Below are 16893 nucleotides of genomic sequence, written 5' to 3'. Positions count from 1 at the left end.
GCCAGGGAACCCTGACGCTGTGGGCCCATGCGTGATGGTTATGGAATTGCTTCGGGCAGGGGAACCGTGATCGAGTGGAACCATGACAGATCAGCCTGCAGCACCGGAATCCCTGCCCTTGAACGACCTTGAATCCAAGCTCGCAAAGTCCGGGCAACCTGACGCGAACCCGGTGGACGTCATCCTGGCCTTCCTGAACAACGAGGTCTACATCCTGAGCACCGACTCCTTGGATAAGCCTGAGGCCGCCGTGGAGCCGCTTGTCCTCGCCAACTCAGAGGGCCAGCCTGTCCTCGCCGTGTTCAGCCACCCGAGCCGGGTGGAATCCCACTTCCTCGAGGCCGCGCCAAACGTCCTGGGCACCCACGGTTCTGCGATTCTTGACAGCATCGGCGACGAGCTTGGCCTCGTGATCAACCCCGGCAGCGAGCACGGCTTCGAGATGGGCCCGGAAGGCATCGCCAACGTCCGCCGAGACTTCACCCGCGCCGACGAAGCCGACGAGGCCGAAGCCAAAGAAGCCGCCGAAGCCGACGGCCCGTCCGCAGATGCGACCGTAGAAGCACGCACCGACGAGCCCCGGGACTAATTGACTAACCGCGGGCACGAATCGGCAGTCGAACTTGCTTCACACGCTTCGAATCGGGGAATAATGGCAGAATGCGTCTTGGCGTCCTAGACATCGGTTCCAACACCGTCCATTTGCTTTTGGTGGACGCGCATCCAGGCGCACGCCCGGTCGCGTTTGCCTCCCATAAGCGACCACTTTCGCTGGTTCAGTTCCTGGACGCCGACGGTAACATCAACGACGCCGGACAACACGAGTTGATCGAATTCGTCCTCGAAGCATGGGAGTTCGCAGCCCGCCACAAGGCCGAGGACCTCCTGGCTTTTTGTACTTCGGCCATCCGCGAAGCCACCAACGGCGTCGAGGTCCTTGCCCGGGTGAAGCACGAGACCTCCGTGACCCTGCAGGAACTGACCGGCAGCGAAGAAGCATCCATGACGTTCTTCGCGGTCCGGCGCTGGTACGGCTGGGGCGCCGGTCCGATCCTGGACCTGGATATCGGCGGCGGCTCTTTCGAAATGGCGTTTGGCCAGGACGAACTGCCCGAGCTCGCGGTGTCAGTGCCGCTTGGCGCCAGCCGTTTGACTAGGGACTGGCTCCACAATGACCCGCCCACGGCCAAGAGCGTCAAAGAGCTGCGAAAGTACATCCGCCAAACCCTCAAGCCGGTCGTGCGTGAGTTCAAGCAATTGGGCCGGGCCAACCTGGTGGCCGGAACGTCCAAGACCTTCCGATCGCTTGCCCGCATCGCGGGTGCGGCACCGAGCGGCGCCGGTCCGTACGTCAAACGCGAACTCCACGCCACGGACCTGGGACTCTGGGCGCAGCGGATCTCGGCCATGACCGTCGAGGACCGGCTGTACCTCCCGGGCGTCTCAGATGCGCGGGCGGCGCAGATCCTTGCGGGTGCGCTCGTCGCTGAGGCCGCATTGGAAATGTTCGAGTTTCCCAGCATGGAGATCTGCCCCTGGGCCCTGCGCGAGGGATTGATCCTGCGTCGGCTCGACCAGCTGATCTTCGACGGCCCGCTGGCCCCGGCCCCGCATGTCGGGCTCGGAGGCGCGGTCCCGGTACCACGCCTGGGCGCCAACACCGGAACGGCCGCGCCCGCGGCAGTATCTTTACCAATCCCCATCGCCGGGAGGCAGGCCAACTAACATGAGCACCGACGTCGAGCATTCCGAAGAAGACACGCCGAGGATCCCGGTGGCGCTATCCAGCGCTTCCGTCTATCCGCTCAGCGTCCATGACGCCTTTGCCGTGGCCCAGGACCTGGGGTACGACGGTGTCGAGGTGATGGTGACCAACAACGCCACCAGCCAGAACCCGGATGCCCTCATCCAGCTAAGCCATCGATACGACCAACAGATCGTCTCCATCCACGCCCCCACCCTGCTCCTGACCCAGCAGGTTTGGGGTCCGGCGTGGAACAAGATCGAGATGTCCTGCCAGATGGCGCGCGAAGTCGGCTGCAACACCGTAGTGGTCCATCCGCCGTTCCGCTGGCAGTCAAACTACGCGGAGAACTTCGCTGCCGGTGTGCGCGAGATCGCGGCGATGTACCAGGTGCACATCGCGGTAGAGAACATGTACCCGTGGCGTGTGCGCGGCAGGGAGGCGCTCGCTTACCTTCCGCACTGGGATCCGATGGGCCAGGATTACGACGACGTCACCTGGGACTTCTCGCACGCGGCCACGGCGGGTGCCAACAGCCTTGAGGCGATCCGGGCGCTCGGGAGCAAGCTGCGCCACGTCCACCTCACGGACGGTTCGGGCTCGGGCAAGGACGAACACTTGATCCCCGGCTACGGGACCCAACAGTGCGCCGAGGCGCTGCAGTATCTCGCATCCAACGGATTCGAGGGCACCGTGGTTGCCGAGATTTCAACGCGCAAGGCCAAAGCCGCCGGTGAACGCGAGGAATGGCTCGCCGAAACGCTGCGCTTTGCGCGCCAGCACCTGGGGGCGCCGCTCGTGGGAGCCTTCGAGATCTAGATTCCTTAAACGAGAAAGCACCGGCGGTCGATACGGGAAAATGGGGGGAAACCCGTTCGACCACCGGTGCTTGTGGCGGACATCCCCATGCCCGCCTCATCACTCGCACCCTCAATGAGGTAATTACTAAGTTACGGAGCGATATTGGGTGCAGCCTGCAATAATCTTGGGAACTAGCTGGGAATCGAGTGCGGCACTGGAAAGCCTTGCACTGTTCTGCGGCGGCGGGGCTGAACTGGCATCATGGAGCCATGAACAACCGAATCGCATTCCTTGGCTGTGGGTCCATGAACGAGGCCATCCTGGGTGGCCTGCTTGCCGCCGGAACGGATCCGTCGGACGTCGTCGCCACCGTACGTCGCGCGGAACGCGCCGCCGAACTGGCTGAGCGCCACCATGTCATGACCATCGCCGGAGCCGAGGAGCCAGACAACAACAAGCTGGCTACGAAGGGCGCTTCGGTTGTCATACTTGGTGTCAAGCCTGTCGGCATTGGCGATCTCGCACGTGAAATCTCGCCCTCGCTGGCTAAGAACACCATTGTGATCAGCGTTGCCGCAGCCGTGTCCATCGCCCAGCTGGAAGCAGCCCTTCCCGCAGGTCAGCCGGTCATCCGCACCATGCCCAACACTCCCGCCAGGCTCGGACGAGGCGTAGTCTCTATTTCACCCGGGACCAACTGCACTCCCGAGCAGCTCCAGCTGGCCAAGGACATCCTCGCCGCCGCAGGCACCGTGGTGGAGATACCGGAGGAACAGGTGGATGCATTGTCCGCCATCAGCGGCTCGGGCCCTGCGTACGTGTTCTACCTTGCCGAGGCCATGGCGGCCGCCGGCGTCGAACTTGGCCTGGATCCCGAGCTCTCCCTCATGATTTCCCGCGAGACCGTGGCAGGTGCCGGTTTCATGCTCGCCGAGCCCGGAGCGGACCCCACCGCACTACGCATCGCCGTGACCAGCCCCAACGGCACCACGGAACGCGCCATCGCGGCATTCAACGACGGCGGCATACCCGCGATCATCGCCGACGGAGCCCGCGCAGCAGCGGCCCGGGCTGCGGAGATCACACAGCAGCTCGCCTAGTTCCAGGCGGCCGCACCGCGGCTACGGCCGCGCGGCGAACCGTTCCAGCAGGTCCACGTGACCGGACACAATCAGCATGTCGCGGCCGGAAACCTTCGTGTCCGGCCGGGCGTAGGTGAAGTCTTCGCCCGGGGACTTCACGCCGACAATGGTCACGCCGTACTTGGAACGGACCTTGGACTCATCCAGCGTGAAGCCCACGGTTTCCTTGGGCGGGTACATTTTCACGATGGCGAAATCGTCGTCGAACTCGATGAAGTCCAGCATGCGCCCGGAGACCAGGTGTGCCGCACGGACGCCGGCGTCGGCCTCGGGGTAGATGACGTGGTTGGCGCCGATGCGGGTGAGGATCTTGCCGTGCGAGGCCGTGATGGCTTTCACCCAGAGGTGTTCGATGCCCAGATCCACGAGGTTCACCGTGATGAGCACGGAGGACTCGATCGACGTTCCGACGCCCACCACGGCAGAGCTGAATTCCTGCGCGCCGAGCTGGCGGAGGGCATCGATGTTGGTGGCGTCCGCCTCGACGACGTGGGTCAGCACGGAAGCCCAGTTCTGGACGAGCGTGCGGTCCCGCTCGATCGCCAGGACTTCGCGTCCCTGTTTGACGAGCTGCTCGGCGGTGGCTGCACCGAATCGGCCCAAGCCGATCACCAGCACGGGCGCGTTGTGCGCCGGCCGGTTGGGGGCGCCTGTTGAATTAGCCAATGATCGGCCTCTCTTCCGGATAATGGAATAGCTGCCTGCGCTGGCGGAGGGCCAGGGCGGAGGCAAGGGTTATGGTGCCGATGCGGCCGGCGAACATGAGGGCGGCGAGGACGTAGACCCCCGACGGCGGCAGTTCCGCGCTGAGGTTCGTGCTGAGCCCCACGGTTGCAAAAGCTGAAATGGTTTCGAAGAGCACCCGGTCCAGGCTGGCGCCGCTGATGGCCAACAGCAGGAACGCTGATGCGCACACCAAGGTGGCACCGGCGACGATCACCGAGATGGCTACCCGCATGGTGCCTTCGGGGATCGTGCGGCCGTAGACCTTGACGTCGTCGTCGCCCCGGGCCTCAGCGACGATGGCGAGGAACATGACCGCGATGGTGGTCACCTTGATGCCGCCCGCCGTCGACGCCGAACCACCGCCGGCGAACATGAGCGCGTCCGACAGGAGCCTTGTGGTGGAATCCATATGACTCTGGTCAACCAGGTTGAAGCCGCCGGAGCGCGTCATCACCGAGGCGAAAATGGAATGCGTGATCTTGTCCCCAAAGCTCATGTTGGCGATGGTGTTGGTGTTGTCCCATTCCATCAAGGCCCAGAGGACTGCGCCGGCAACGAGGAGAATCAGGGAAACCTGGATGGTGAGCTTGGTGTGGAGGCTCCACTTCTTCCAATTGAGGCCGTGCCGTCGGAGCACCAACATGACCGGGAAGCCGAGGCTGCCAAGGAACACGCCAAGCATGAGCGGCACAAGAATCCACAGATCCGCCTCATACGGCACGATTCCGTCGGAATGGGGTGTGAAACCGGCATTGTTGAAGGAAGAGATCGAATAGAAGACCCCGTGCCAGACGGCCTGCCAGAAGTCCTCTCCGAGTGTCAGGAACCGGGGAATCATCGCGACGGCCAGTACGGCCTCGATGGTCACGGAGGTCGAGATGACGATCCGCAACAACGTACCCACTTCGCCGAGGCGTCCGGCGTTGTTCATGGCCTCCTGGGCAATGAGCTTGCCCCTCACGCCCAGCCGTTTGCTGACCATGAGGGCCAGGAGGGATGCGAGCGTCAGGGTTCCCAATCCACCCACGAAGATGCCTACGAGAATCACGAGCTGGCCGAAGAAGGTCCAGTGCGTCGCCGTCGACACAACCGTCAGGCCAGTCACGCACACGCTGGAAACAGCAGTGAACAAGGCTTGGTGGATCGGCGTGACCGAACCGTCGGCCGATGCCGCCGGCAGGGAAAGCAGCCCGGTGAACAAGAGAATCGCGAAGACGTACGCCGTGAGCGCCAATCGCGCCGGTGAGGAGTTGGCGATGTTGTCGATGAAGTCGCGGATACCCGTGAAAATCCACAGGCCTCCCCGCTCCGGCTGGACGGTTTGCCAGCTGGCCGGGTCTCGGGACCTCGACTGGCTCTGAGTCATGGCAGTACTGTTCGCTTCTGGTCGATTGATTCTGCTTTCCTGAGTAGTAAACCACTAATCGCCCGCCGTAACGGGGCAGGTGCGCTCCCACCGCTCGGGTAGCCTGTCATTGATGACTTCCTGGGCAGGCCTCCGTCCGTCCCCGCTGCCAACGACGGTGGCGTGGGATCCCGCCATGACCGCATACAACTTCGGTCCCTCGCATCCGATGGCCCCCGCCCGGCTGGAGCTGACTGCCAGGCTCGCAGCGGCGCTCGGACTCTTCGACCTGGAGCATGTGTCCGTCCAGGCGCCCGAGGTCGCGTCCGACGTCGAACTCCTGGCCGTGCACAGTGCCGAATATGTCGCCGCGGTGCGGCGTGCAAGCGAAGACCCGACGACGCCGGACCCGGAACGCGGACTCGGCACCGAAGATGATCCCGCTTTTGCCGGGATGCACGAAGCCAGCGCCCGGCTTGCCGGAGGGTCGTTGCTCGCGGCCGAAGCGATCCTCTCCGGGACCGCGGTCCGTGCCGTCAACTTCGGCGGCGGCATGCATCACGCCTCCCGCGAGCGCGCCAGCGGCTTCTGCATCTACAACGACGCCGCTCTCGCCGTGCAGAGGCTGCTCGACGGCGGTGTCCGGCGGGTCGCGTACATCGACGTCGATGCCCACCACGGCGACGGCACCCAAAGCATCTTCTGGAACGACCCCAGGGTCCTGACGATTTCCCTGCACGAAAGCGGCCTCTCGTTGTTCCCTGGAACGGGATTCGCCAACGAGATCGGCGGACAGGACGCCCTGGGCACGGCCGTCAACGTGGCATTGCCTGCGTGGACGGGCGACGCCGGGTGGCTGCGCGCGTTCCACGCCGTGGTGCCTCAACTCGTGCAGGCCTTCGATCCGGAAGTCATCGTGAGCCAGCATGGCTGCGACTCCCACAAACTCGATCCCCTCACGCACCTCAACCTCAGCGTGGACGGCCAACGCGAGGCGGCCACCGCCGTCGCCGGCCTCGCCGCCAGGTTCTGCGAAAACCGTTGGATCGCCACCGGGGGAGGCGGTTACGACATCACGGGGGTGGTACCACGCACGTGGAGCCACTTGATAGGCATCGTGGCCCAACATCCCGTCCAGCTGACAGCTCCGGTCCCGGAGGCTTTCCGGAGCTATGTCAGGGAAAAGTACGGGGAAACGGTTCCGGAACTCATGGGCGACGGCGTGGACACGTGGTGGCGGTCATGGGAGGTCGGGTATGACCCCGCCGACGCCGTGGACCGTACCATCATCGCCACCCGCAAGGAGATCTTCCCGCTCTACGGGCTGGATCCCTGGTTCGACTGATGGTTGTTCCGCTGGTAGGCGCAAAGCCGGGGGAACGGCACGCGCAGAGGCGAAATAGTTGATGCCTTTTGGCGTATATGTCGCTAGGGTGGGAGGCATGGTGACTGACGACGTATTTGCCGTCATTGCTGAGGCAACCCGGCGTGACATTCTGGTTTCCCTCCGCTCTGGGGATAAGGCTGTGGGGGAACTGGTGGAGGAGCTCGCAGCGAGCCAGCCCACCATTTCAAAGCATCTGAAGGTACTCCGCGAGGCGGATCTCGTCAGCATGCGCGCGCAGGGACAGAAACGCTATTACGCGTTGAACCCGAAGCCGCTCGCCGGGGTTGCCAGCTGGCTGGAGACGTTCGACGTCGGTCCCGCGAAGCCCGCGGCCGAGGCCGCCACGCCGGCCCGCAGCCCGCGCCCCCGTACGGTCGGGCATGGTGCAGCGGGCCAGTCGGGTGCCGCGCGGACCCAGCCAGACGGCGAGCCGCTTGCTTCTCCGGCGGGCACCGACGTCGAACAGTTGCCTGAAACCGTTCCCGCCACCGGAGCTGTTGCCCCCGTCGCGGGTATCGACGACACCAGGCCGCAGCAGATCGGCCGTACGGTTGGCCGTGCGGCCACCAAGGCTGCGGACCTCTTGGCGAACCTGCCGAACCTACCCAATCTGCCGAAGTTCGGGCGGAAGAAGTAGCGGCAACCCGGGGTGATCCCGGTCACGCTGCCAGTTGTCCCTGGCGGATGATTTCCTTGAAACTCCGCGCTTTTCGCGGGCCTGTGCCCTGAGTGCTGCTTGGTCGTAATCGGTTCGGATGGAGACTGCCGCGCGTCTGATGCGAGCATGGGCGGGATTGTACGCAGACCCCGCCGTTCGGCGCAGAAGTTGTAGGGAGTCACATGGATTCGAGGCTGGAAGCAGTCCGGGACACCGTCTTGGCGAGGAACCCGGGCGAGCTGGAATTTCACCAGGCCGTCACTGAGGTCTTCGAAAGCCTCGGCCCGGTACATGACAGGCACCCGGAATTCCTCGAAGGCGCCGTCCTTGAGCGCTTGTGCGAACCGGAGCGCCAAATCATCTTCCGCGTGCCGTGGACCGACGACGCCGGACGCGTTCACGTCAACCGCGGTTTCCGCGTCGAGTTCAATTCAGCCTTGGGTCCCTACAAGGGTGGACTGCGCTTCCACCCCTCGGTCTACCTGGGCATCGTCAAGTTCCTTGGTTTCGAACAGATCTTCAAGAATGCCCTGACGGGCATGCCCATCGGTGGCGGCAAGGGCGGCTCGGACTTCGATCCCCGTGGCCGGTCCGACGCCGAAATCATGCGCTTTTGCCAGTCCTTCATGACCGAGCTGTATCGCCACATCGGCGAATACACGGACGTTCCTGCCGGCGACATCGGCGTGGGAGGCCGCGAGATCGGCTACCTGTTCGGCCAATACAAGCGCATCACCAACCGTTATGAGTCGGGCGTGCTGACGGGTAAGGGAATGTCGTGGGGCGGCTCCCTCGTCCGTCCGGAAGCCACTGGTTTCGGCACAGTCATCTTTGCCCAAGAGATGCTCAAGACCCGGGGCCGGTCCTTCGATGGCCAACGTGTAGTGGTCTCCGGATCGGGCAATGTGGCCATCTACGCTATCGCCAAAGCCCAAGCCCTCGGCGCCACCGTGGTGGCCTGCTCCGATTCCGCGGGTTATGTGGTTGACGAGGCCGGCATCGACGTCGCGTTGCTCCGCCAGATCAAGGAGGTCGAACGGGGCCGCCTCACTGAATACGCGGAGCGCCGCCGGGGCACCAATTATGTGGCTGGCGGCTCGGTCTGGGACGTCAACGGCACCGTTGCCCTGCCGTGCGCGACGCAAAACGAGCTCGACGCCGACGCTGCGGCCAAGCTCGTCAGCAACGGCCTGCAGGCAGTCGCCGAAGGTGCCAACATGCCCTCCACCCGTGAAGCCATTGCCGTTTTCCAGGACGCAGGCATTCTGTTTGCCCCGGGCAAGGCAGCCAACGCTGGTGGTGTGGCGACGTCGGCGTTGGAGATGCAGCAGAACGCCAGCCGCGATTCCTGGTCCTTCGAGCACACGGAAGCTCGCCTCACGGAAATCATGGTGGGCATCCACGATCGTTGTGCCGAAACCGCGGAGGAATACGGTGCGCCCGGCAACTACGTCCTGGGTGCCAACATCGGCGGCTTCGTGAAGGTCGCCGACGCGATGCTGGCGCAGGGCCTCATCTAGGCCCAAGGCACGGGGGAGCCGCAGGTTACGCGCCCACCTGCCCATCCTGCCCGCCCCACCCCAACTAACTCGCATTTGTTGTCGTTTTGACGTCCCAAAACGACAACAAATGCGAGCTAGTTGGGCAGCCCGACCTAGTGCTGCAGCAGGCGCACGTGGTCCGGCTTGAGTTCCGAAATCTTCGTGACTCCGAGCAGGGCCATGGTGCGGGCCATATCCTTCTCCAGGATCTGGATGGTGCGGTCCACACCCGCGCGCCCGCCGGCCATGAGCCCGTAGAGGTACGCGCGGCCGATCAATGTGAAGTCGGCACCCAGGGCCAGGGCTGCCACGATGTCGGCGCCACTCATGATGCCGGTGTCCAGGATGATGGCGGCGTCGCTGTTGTCCGCCTTCAGCGCCGCGGAGACCTCCGGAACGAGGTGCAGCGGAATCGGTGCCCGGTCAAGTTGGCGCCCGCCGTGGTTGGAGATCACGACGCCGTCCGCGCCGTGGTCCACCACCTTGCGGGCATCTTCCACCGTCTGGATGCCCTTGACGACCAGCTTTCCCTTCCAGGTATCGCGCAGCCAGTCTAGGTCGTCGAAGGTCAGGGTGGGATCGAACATCGAGTTGATCAGGTCGGCCACGGTTCCCGTGTAGCGGGAGAGCGAGGCGAAAGTCAGCGGCTCGTGCGTGAGGAAGTTGAACCACCATGCGGGCCGGTACGAGGCATCCAGGACGGTCTTCACGGTGAGCGCCGGCGGAATGGTCATGCCGTTGCGGACATCCCGCAGCCGGGCACCCGCGACGGCGGTGTCCACCGTGACCATGAGGGTATCGTTTCCGGCCTTGGCAGCGCGCTCGATCAGTTCCAGGGAGCGGTCGCGATCCGTCCACAGGTACAGCTGGAACCAGTTGCGGCCGTTCGGAGCCGCCGCAGCCACGTCCTCGATGGAAGCCGTGCCCATCGTGGAGAGGGTGTACGGAATACCGGCCGCCTCGGCCGCCTGCGAGCCCGCGTACTCACCCTCCGACTGCATCATGCGCGTGAATCCCGTAGGCGCGATGCCGAACGGAAGCCGGGATTCCTTGCCCAGGATCCCGGTCCTGAGGTCGATACTGGAGACGTCGCGCAGGATCCCCGGGCGGAACTCGATGTCCTGGAAAGCCTGGCGGGCCCGGCGAAGCGTGATCTCCGCTTCCGCTGCACCGTCCGTGTAGTCGAACGGGGCCTGGGGAGTGCGCCGCTTGGCCATGTCCCGCAGTTCCCAAATGGTTGATGCGCGGCGCAGCTTCGCCGCGCTGCTGAACTCGGGCTTCTTGAACTTCATGAGGGGCGCAAGGTCCGAGTATTTGGGAACCCGGCGCTTCAGTGCTGCGGGGCGCCCGACGGCGGTGGGGACGTTCGCTGGCACCTCAAGGGAAGGGGCGTTGCCGGGCTGGACGGTATGCGTCATGATGCTGTCTCCAGTGAGTTCGTGTGGTTAGACCACACTCTATGCCATGTGGTCCAACCACATCAACTACTATTTATCCATGCGAACGCACGAGCTCGTCCTGAGTTGGATCGAAAAGCAATTGTCCGACGGGCATTTGGTGCTTGGTGGGCGGCTTCCCGCCGAGCGGGCGCTGGCCGAACAGCTGGAAGTCTCAAGGACCTCGGTCCGCGAAGCCATCCGGATCCTCGAAGCCATGGGCTTGGTGCGGGCAGGTGTCGGCTCCGGCAAGGACGCCGGGACGGTGGTCATCGCGGAACCGGCTACGGCCCTCGGCGCCGCGCTCCGCCTCCATGTGGCCACGCAGCATTTGCCCGTCGCCGACATCGTGGAAACGCGGGTCCTGCTCGAATCGTGGGCCGTGTCCCGTGCCAAGGCCGACGCCCCCGAATTCGGGGAGGCAGCGAGGCTGCTGGACGAAATGGACGCAAGCCCCGCCGTCGACGACTTCCTCGCGCTGGACGTCGCCTTCCACCTGGCGCTGGCGGAAGCCGCGGGAAATGCCGTGGTGAGCACCATCATGGGCTCGCTCCGCGAAGCGATTGAGGGGTACGCCGCGGCGCTCACGGCGAACCTGCCGGATTGGGAAAGCACCGCCGGTCGCCTGCGGTCCGAGCACCGCGCCATTTTGGCGGCAGTGAACGACGGCGACGGCGGCCGGGCAGCGACGCTGGTTGCCGCGCACATCGAGGGGTACTACCGGGAAGCCGGGCTGGGGCAAGCCCCCGCTGAGCCTAGGCCTTGACGGGTCCGGTGCTGCCCCTGAGCTCAATCCGGGGCGGAAAGTAGTTCGTGGGGGATGCGGCGTCGTTGGTCTGGATCTGCTCCCGCATGCGGCGCCACGCAAGGTCTCCGAGATCGGAGATCGGCACGGCGGCGGTGGTGAGTGGAGGCATGGTGTACCGAGCGAAGGGCATGTCGTCGAAGCCGGTGAGCGACAAGTCTTCCGGCACGCGGATTCCGCGCTGGCTTAGTCCACTCAGGAGGCCCATCGCGGCGACGTCGTTGAAGACGAGGATGCCGGTGGCCCCGCACGAGGCGACGGCATCGCTTGACTCAAATCCGGCGTCGAACGTGTTGCCTCCAGGAATGAACTGCAACTCGACGTTCGGAAATTCTGCGGTGAACTTCTCGAGCCCGCGGAGGCGCTGCACGTTGGACGCACTGCGGTCCGGTCCGGTCAGGTAGGCCAGTTTGCGGTGGCCGAGCTCAACCAGATGGGCGGCAAGTTCCTGGATGCCTTGGCCGTAATCCACCACGAGGCTGGGGGTCGGCACCGACTCGGTGGTCCGGTTGATGAGGACGAGCGGATAGAGCGAGGGGGCGAGTTCTTCCAGATCGGCGTCGCTCATGCGGGGCGCACAAAGAACGACGCCGTCGCATCGCCTCCGGGCTTCCCCGGCGAGGATTGCTTCTTCGCTGGAGACCTCGGACGAGTCGGCGATCAACACCCGGTAACCGTCGCGGGCGGCCGCGATGCTCAGCCCGCGAAGAATGGCCTGGAACGTGGGGTTGGACAAGTCCGGCACCACGATTCCGATGGTGTCCGTCTTTCCCAGGGCCAGGCTGCGGCCCACCGGGTTTGGCTTGTATTTGAGCTCGGAGGCGGCTGCGCGCACGCGAGCGGCAATGTCGGCGTCCACGGTGGTGTTTCCGTTCATGACGCGGGAAACCGTGGCATGCGAAACACCGGCCATGGATGCCACATCTGCGATGCCCACCCGCCGGGTGTTCCTTCTGCCTGGCATGGTTTCCTTCCTGGATCCGGGGCCGCTCTGTTCCAACGCGGCGGCGACATGTGTTCTGAGGTGAAGTTTATATTGCGTGGGGAAACGGTTTCCCTTGATGTCGTTGCATTTCAATTTGCGGGCATCCGGAGCCTGAGGTTATGGTTTGGCTATGACTAAGCGTTGGTATGCGTATTTTTCGTTGGCTCTGGAGGGGCCCGCGTCTAACTGACACGCATCCAACTTTCCTTCAGAGCCAACAGGGCAGAGATGATTCTCTGCCCTTCGCCATTTCCAGGCGGGCTCTGAGCAGGGTCCGCTCCTTTCCGGAACAGGACCCCTTTCATGACCAGCATCGCCGCAGAGCCCACCACACGTAACGTCGACGCCCAGAATTCGCGCGCGCAGTCGACGTCGAACCTGCGAGTCAGCCGCTTCGAGCCGCTCCCCACGCCGCAGGAAATCAGCGCGGAACTGCCGCTCGACGCCAAGTCCGCCGCCGTCGTCGAGCGTGGACGCGACGGAGTCCGCGCCATCATGGACGGCGTGGACGATCGCCTCCTGGTGATCGTGGGCCCGTGCTCCATCCACGATCCGAAGGCCGGCCTGGAATACGCACGCCGGCTGGTCAGCCAGGCGGAGAAGCACAAGGAAGACCTTTTGATCGTCATGCGGGCGTACTTCGAGAAGCCGCGGACCACGGTGGGCTGGAAGGGCCTCATCAACGATCCCCACCTGGACGGCAGCCACGACATCGCGGCCGGACTCCGTGCGGCGCGTGGATTCCTTCAGCAAGTGACGGCCCTCGGCTTGCCGACGGCCACCGAGTTCCTGGAACCCATCAGCCCGCAATACATGGCCGATCTCGTGGCGTGGGGCGCCATCGGTGCGCGGACCACCGAGAGCCAGATCCACCGTCAGCTCGCCTCCGGACTGTCCATGCCGATCGGCTTCAAGAACGGGACCGACGGCGACCTCCAGGTAGCGATCGATGCCTGCGGTGCTTCTGCAGCGCCCCAGGCATTCCTGGGGATCGACGGCGATGGCCGCGCCGCCCTGGTGGCGACTGCGGGCAACCCGGACACGCATGTGATCCTGCGCGGTGGCCGCAAGGGTCCGAACTACGCCGCCGAGCAAGTCGCTGTTGCGTCGGAGAAGCTCTCGGCGAAGGGGCTGAATCCGCGCCTGATCGTTGACGCGAGCCACGCCAACAGCGGCAAGAGCCACCATCGGCAGGCCGAAGTCGCCTTGGAAATCGGTGCGCAGTTGGAAGACGACGTGGCTTCGCCGATCGCCGGCGTCATGCTGGAGAGCTTCCTTGTCGGAGGGGCGCAGAACCTGGATGTGGAGCGGCAGTCTGCTGGCGAACAAGAGCTGGTATACGGCCAGAGCGTCACGGACGCCTGCATGGAATGGGACGTCACCGTGTCCGTCCTGGACCAGTTGGCGGCCTCGGCCCGCAAGCGTCGGGTGGCTGCTTCCAACTAAGTGAAACCTAGTCTCCAGTTGGCCGAAAGACTTTCACTTTGGTACCAGCAGCCTCTAGAGTATCTAGCACATGGTTGTTTGATGGCTCAGCATCGGCACACCAGGTAATGAATGCTGGGGTTCGCCGCTAACCGCTGAGAGCAAAGGAATATGGAGAAATGTCCGCAGAGACTAACTTCTCGAACGCGCGTTTCATGACAGTGGCTGAAGTTGCCGAAGTCCTCCGGGTTTCCAAAATGACCGTGTACCGTCTGGTCCACTCGGGAGAATTGCCGGCCGTCCGTTTTGGACGATCATTCCGGGTCCCCGAAGAAGCCGTGAGCCAGTACCTCAAGGGCGCGGTCGTCGACGGACACTCGGAGACGGCTTGAGCCCTGCCTGGTTCCCGAAGGGGCCGGCGGTCATCGGGTGCCCCCGATAAGCGGTACCCTGTTAAGGAACGTTTTACGTCATTGTAAGAATCTGTCAGTTGTAAAGTCTGTTGCTCAGTTCAAGGACCTCACCCAGCAGACAGAATCTCAATCTAGTTTGGTAAGGAACTTACGTGGGTTCAGTTATTAAGAAGCGCCGCAAGCGTATGGCCAAGAAGAAGCACCGCAAACTGCTTCGTAAGACCCGCCACCAGCGTCGCAATAAGAAGTAGAGATACTTCCTACAGCGTGAATGCCCGTTGCCTCTCAAGGCGGCGGGCATTTTTGCGTCCATCCCCCGGAGACGCTCGCTCAGGTATGTGGGTCGTTTCGACGACGCTCGCTCAGGTATGTGGGTCGTTTCGACGACGCTCGCTCAGGTATGTGGGTCGTTTCGACGACGCTCGCTCAGGTGTGTGGCCACATGGCGATTCTTACCTCATATGTGAGCGAGGGTTGCTGGAGAGGCGGCTATATGTGAGCGAGGGTTGCTGGGTTAGGCCCTCGGGCTGCGGAACTTGGAGAAGCCCCGCCACAAACCGTAGACGGCGCCACCGACGGTCGCGGCTTTGAGGCCGAGCGTGGCTGCCCGGCGGCCGGAACGGAAGTCGTAAACGGGCCAGTTGTTCTCCCGCGCATGGCGGCGAAGCCCGGCGTCGGGATTGATGCACACCGGGTGGCCCACCAAAGTGAGCAGCGGGATGTCGTTATGTGAATCGCTGTACGCCCAACAGCGCTTCAAGTCGAGGCCTTCTTCGTCCGCTATGCGCTGCACAGCCACCGCTTTGGCCGGTCCGTGGAGGATCTCGCCCACGAGCCGGCCCGTGTACGCGCCATCTTCGACTTCGCCGACGGTACCCAGGGCCCCGGTCAGGCCGAGCCGCGTGGAAATGACAGTCGCAACTTCGATGGGCGTGGCGGTCACGAGCCAGACCTTCCGGCCAACACGCAGGTGCTGTTCTGCCAGGGCCTTGGTGCCGGGCCAGATCCGCGACTCGATCATCTCGTCGTAGACCTCTTCGCCCAGCTCCTTGATATCGGACACCTTGATACCGGCCGCGAGGATCAGCGCGGAATCCCGGACGGAATGGACGTCCTCCATTTTTTCGCCCCGCATCACGAACTTGAACTGCTTCCAGGCAAAACCCGCGGCTTGGGAGAGTGTGAAGGCCTTGCGTTCATACATCTTCCGGGCGACGTGGAAGAGGCTGGCACCCTTCATGAGGGTGTTGTCGACGTCGAAGAATGCGGCTTCGCCGTGTTGCTGCGTTGCAGCCGGCTCGGTGGCCACAACGGCGTTCTTCTCGACGGGCATGCCTCGAGTCTAGTCAATCGTCCGGCCCCCTGCCGTTCGCCACCGCCGTGCCGACGCTGAAGCGATACCGTTGAACCATGCCAAATCCCGACGTCGTACTCCTCACCAAAGCTGACTGCCACCTATGCGCCGCGGCGCGTGACGCCGTCGAACACGTGACCTCAAGCCTTGGCCTCACGTGGACGGAAAGGTCGATCGACACTGACCCGGTACTGCGTGAGCGCTACGCGGAGGAGATCCCGGTGGTATTCGTGGACGGAATCCAGCGGGATTTCTGGAAAATCGACGAGGCACGATTGGCGCGGGTCCTGAAGAAGGCCATCGCCGCCTGAACATGCGTGCAGAGCTTTGTTGGCAATAGAGTGGGAAAACAAGCGACGCAATGGAGAAGAACGTGACTGCGCTGGAACCGTCCGCCGAAGCTGTACCCGGGGACAAGGACTCTGCCGCGAAGCAGATACCGCCCGCGGCTGTGGCCCGGATGACGCTTTACCTGCGCGCTCTGAACTCCCTCCTGGGAGAAGGCGTGGAACGGGTTTCCTCCGAGGCTTTGGCTGAGGCGTCGGGAGTCAGTTCGTCTACGTTGCGCAAAGACCTCTCCTACGTCGGCTCCTATGGAACGCGTGGCGTGGGATACGAGGTCCAGTACCTGAGCCGGCACATCGCGGCGGCGCTCGGCCTGACACACGACTGGAAAGTGGCCATTGTGGGCGCCGGAAACCTTGGCAAAGCCTTGGCCAGGTACGGCGGATTCGAGTCGCGTGGGTTCGACGTGGTGGCGATCCTCGATGCCGATCCCATGATCATCGGGAACGAAGTCGGCTGGCTGCGGGTCAGCGACGCCGCCAATCTTGAAACGGTCCTTCAGCGGACCGGCACCAACATGGTTGTCCTGGCCCTTCCCGCAGCGGTGGCGCAGGGTGTCTGCGACCGCGTCATCAGCGCCGGTATCCGCAGCATCCTCAGCTTTGCTCCAGTGCTGCTCCAGGTTCCGCCCTACGTGAATCTGCGGAAGGTGGACATGGCCACTGAGCTTCAGATCCTGGCGTATCACGCACAACGGGCGCAGACCCCGGGCCAAGCCATTTAGGCCGGACCGGGTCTGCGCCCGTTGTTGGTTTTGTTCTTGGCTATAGGCCCTGTGGCCGTTTG

At 63.9% G+C, this 16893-nt stretch carries 18 protein-coding genes; 13 read left to right on the top strand and 5 right to left on the bottom strand.

Features of this window, described 5'->3' with window-relative positions:
* Positions 1–82: 82 nt before the first annotated feature.
* The 4 genes from ACSKT0_RS20330 (at position 83) to proC (ending at position 3645) form a co-directional block, all read left to right on the top strand.
* The gene (locus ACSKT0_RS20330; protein ID WP_437771335.1) at positions 83–589 is read left to right on the top strand and encodes an SseB family protein; all 507 of its coding nucleotides are present in this window, start codon (positions 83–85) and stop codon (positions 587–589) included.
* A gap of 71 nt (positions 590–660) precedes the next feature.
* On the top strand, positions 661–1725 hold the full coding sequence (locus ACSKT0_RS20325; RefSeq protein ID WP_437771334.1) for a Ppx/GppA phosphatase family protein: 1065 nt from the start codon (positions 661–663) through the stop codon (positions 1723–1725).
* Between the two features lies 1 nt (position 1726).
* A complete protein-coding gene (locus ACSKT0_RS20320; RefSeq protein ID WP_059389509.1) occupies positions 1727–2563 on the top strand; it encodes a sugar phosphate isomerase/epimerase family protein in 837 nt (278 codons plus the stop codon).
* Positions 2564–2814: 251 nt separating this feature from the next.
* Positions 2815–3645 carry a pyrroline-5-carboxylate reductase gene (gene proC, locus ACSKT0_RS20315; protein WP_437771333.1) on the top strand — a complete coding sequence of 277 codons (831 nt, stop codon included), beginning with the start codon at positions 2815–2817 and terminating at the stop codon, positions 3643–3645.
* A gap of 21 nt (positions 3646–3666) precedes the next feature.
* Here the strand turns inward: proC and ACSKT0_RS20310 are convergent, their stop codons facing one another.
* Together ACSKT0_RS20310 and ACSKT0_RS20305 are read right to left on the bottom strand one after the other, a co-directional pair.
* Positions 3667–4305, bottom strand: coding sequence for a potassium channel family protein (locus ACSKT0_RS20310; RefSeq protein ID WP_171983496.1), 639 nt, complete (start codon positions 4303–4305; stop codon positions 3667–3669).
* A 40-nt stretch (positions 4306–4345) separates the two neighbouring features.
* Positions 4346–5779 carry a TrkH family potassium uptake protein gene (locus ACSKT0_RS20305; RefSeq protein ID WP_236812705.1) on the bottom strand — a complete coding sequence of 478 codons (1434 nt, stop codon included), beginning with the start codon at positions 5777–5779 and terminating at the stop codon, positions 4346–4348.
* Positions 5780–5891: 112 nt separating this feature from the next.
* Between ACSKT0_RS20305 and ACSKT0_RS20300 the strand changes: the two genes are divergently transcribed.
* From ACSKT0_RS20300 to gdhA, 3 genes are all read left to right on the top strand, one after another.
* Complete coding sequence (locus ACSKT0_RS20300) at positions 5892–7103, top strand: acetoin utilization protein AcuC (protein WP_437771332.1); 1212 nt, start codon at positions 5892–5894, stop codon at positions 7101–7103.
* 97 nt (positions 7104–7200) lie between these two features.
* Positions 7201–7782 carry an ArsR/SmtB family transcription factor gene (locus ACSKT0_RS20295; RefSeq protein WP_437771331.1) on the top strand — a complete coding sequence of 194 codons (582 nt, stop codon included), beginning with the start codon at positions 7201–7203 and terminating at the stop codon, positions 7780–7782.
* A 203-nt stretch (positions 7783–7985) separates the two neighbouring features.
* Complete coding sequence (gene gdhA / locus ACSKT0_RS20290; protein WP_437771330.1) at positions 7986–9323, top strand: NADP-specific glutamate dehydrogenase; 1338 nt, start codon at positions 7986–7988, stop codon at positions 9321–9323.
* A 134-nt stretch (positions 9324–9457) separates the two neighbouring features.
* On the opposite strand, the gene ACSKT0_RS20285 is transcribed toward gdhA, so the two are convergent.
* Positions 9458–10762 carry an alpha-hydroxy acid oxidase gene (locus ACSKT0_RS20285; protein WP_437771329.1) on the bottom strand — a complete coding sequence of 435 codons (1305 nt, stop codon included), beginning with the start codon at positions 10760–10762 and terminating at the stop codon, positions 9458–9460.
* Between the two features lie 79 nt (positions 10763–10841).
* Between ACSKT0_RS20285 and ACSKT0_RS20280 the strand changes: the two genes are divergently transcribed.
* Entirely contained in the window at positions 10842–11546 is a 705-nt protein-coding gene (locus tag ACSKT0_RS20280; RefSeq protein WP_437771328.1) for a FadR/GntR family transcriptional regulator, read from the top strand.
* Here the strand turns inward: ACSKT0_RS20280 and ACSKT0_RS20275 are convergent.
* Positions 11536–12549: a LacI family DNA-binding transcriptional regulator gene (locus ACSKT0_RS20275; RefSeq protein ID WP_437771327.1), complete on the bottom strand. Its 1014-nt coding sequence runs from the start codon at positions 12547–12549 to the stop codon at positions 11536–11538. The two genes, ACSKT0_RS20280 and ACSKT0_RS20275, sit on opposite strands and share 11 nt — an antisense overlap.
* A 324-nt stretch (positions 12550–12873) precedes the next feature.
* Here ACSKT0_RS20275 and ACSKT0_RS20270 point away from each other — a divergent pair, with 324 nt between their 5' ends.
* The 3 genes from ACSKT0_RS20270 (at position 12874) to ACSKT0_RS20260 (ending at position 14659) form a co-directional block, all read left to right on the top strand.
* Positions 12874–14016: a 3-deoxy-7-phosphoheptulonate synthase gene (locus ACSKT0_RS20270; protein ID WP_437771326.1), complete on the top strand. Its 1143-nt coding sequence runs from the start codon at positions 12874–12876 to the stop codon at positions 14014–14016.
* Positions 14017–14174: 158 nt separating this feature from the next.
* Entirely contained in the window at positions 14175–14387 is a 213-nt protein-coding gene (locus tag ACSKT0_RS20265; protein ID WP_078107672.1) for a helix-turn-helix domain-containing protein, read from the top strand.
* A 173-nt stretch (positions 14388–14560) separates the two neighbouring features.
* Positions 14561–14659 carry a 30S ribosomal protein bS22 gene (locus tag ACSKT0_RS20260; RefSeq protein ID WP_003792170.1) on the top strand — a complete coding sequence of 33 codons (99 nt, stop codon included), beginning with the start codon at positions 14561–14563 and terminating at the stop codon, positions 14657–14659.
* Between the two features lie 263 nt (positions 14660–14922).
* Here ACSKT0_RS20260 and ACSKT0_RS20255 read toward each other — a convergent pair whose 3' ends face one another.
* The gene (locus ACSKT0_RS20255; protein WP_437771325.1) at positions 14923–15741 is read right to left on the bottom strand and encodes an HAD family hydrolase; all 819 of its coding nucleotides are present in this window, start codon (positions 15739–15741) and stop codon (positions 14923–14925) included.
* 77 nt (positions 15742–15818) lie between these two features.
* On the opposite strand from ACSKT0_RS20255, the gene ACSKT0_RS20250 reads away from it, so the two are divergent.
* Both ACSKT0_RS20250 and ACSKT0_RS20245 read left to right on the top strand, forming a co-directional pair.
* On the top strand, positions 15819–16073 hold the full coding sequence (locus ACSKT0_RS20250; protein ID WP_437771324.1) for a glutaredoxin family protein: 255 nt from the start codon (positions 15819–15821) through the stop codon (positions 16071–16073).
* A gap of 50 nt (positions 16074–16123) precedes the next feature.
* On the top strand, positions 16124–16831 hold the full coding sequence (locus tag ACSKT0_RS20245; protein ID WP_437771323.1) for a redox-sensing transcriptional repressor Rex: 708 nt from the start codon (positions 16124–16126) through the stop codon (positions 16829–16831).
* Positions 16832–16893 lie beyond the last annotated feature (62 nt).

It is taken from the genome of Arthrobacter sp. KNU40 (genome assembly GCF_051515115.1).
Taxonomy (GTDB): Bacteria; Actinomycetota; Actinomycetes; order Actinomycetales; family Micrococcaceae; genus Arthrobacter.
This window is presented reverse-complemented; position numbering and strand designations above follow the sequence as displayed.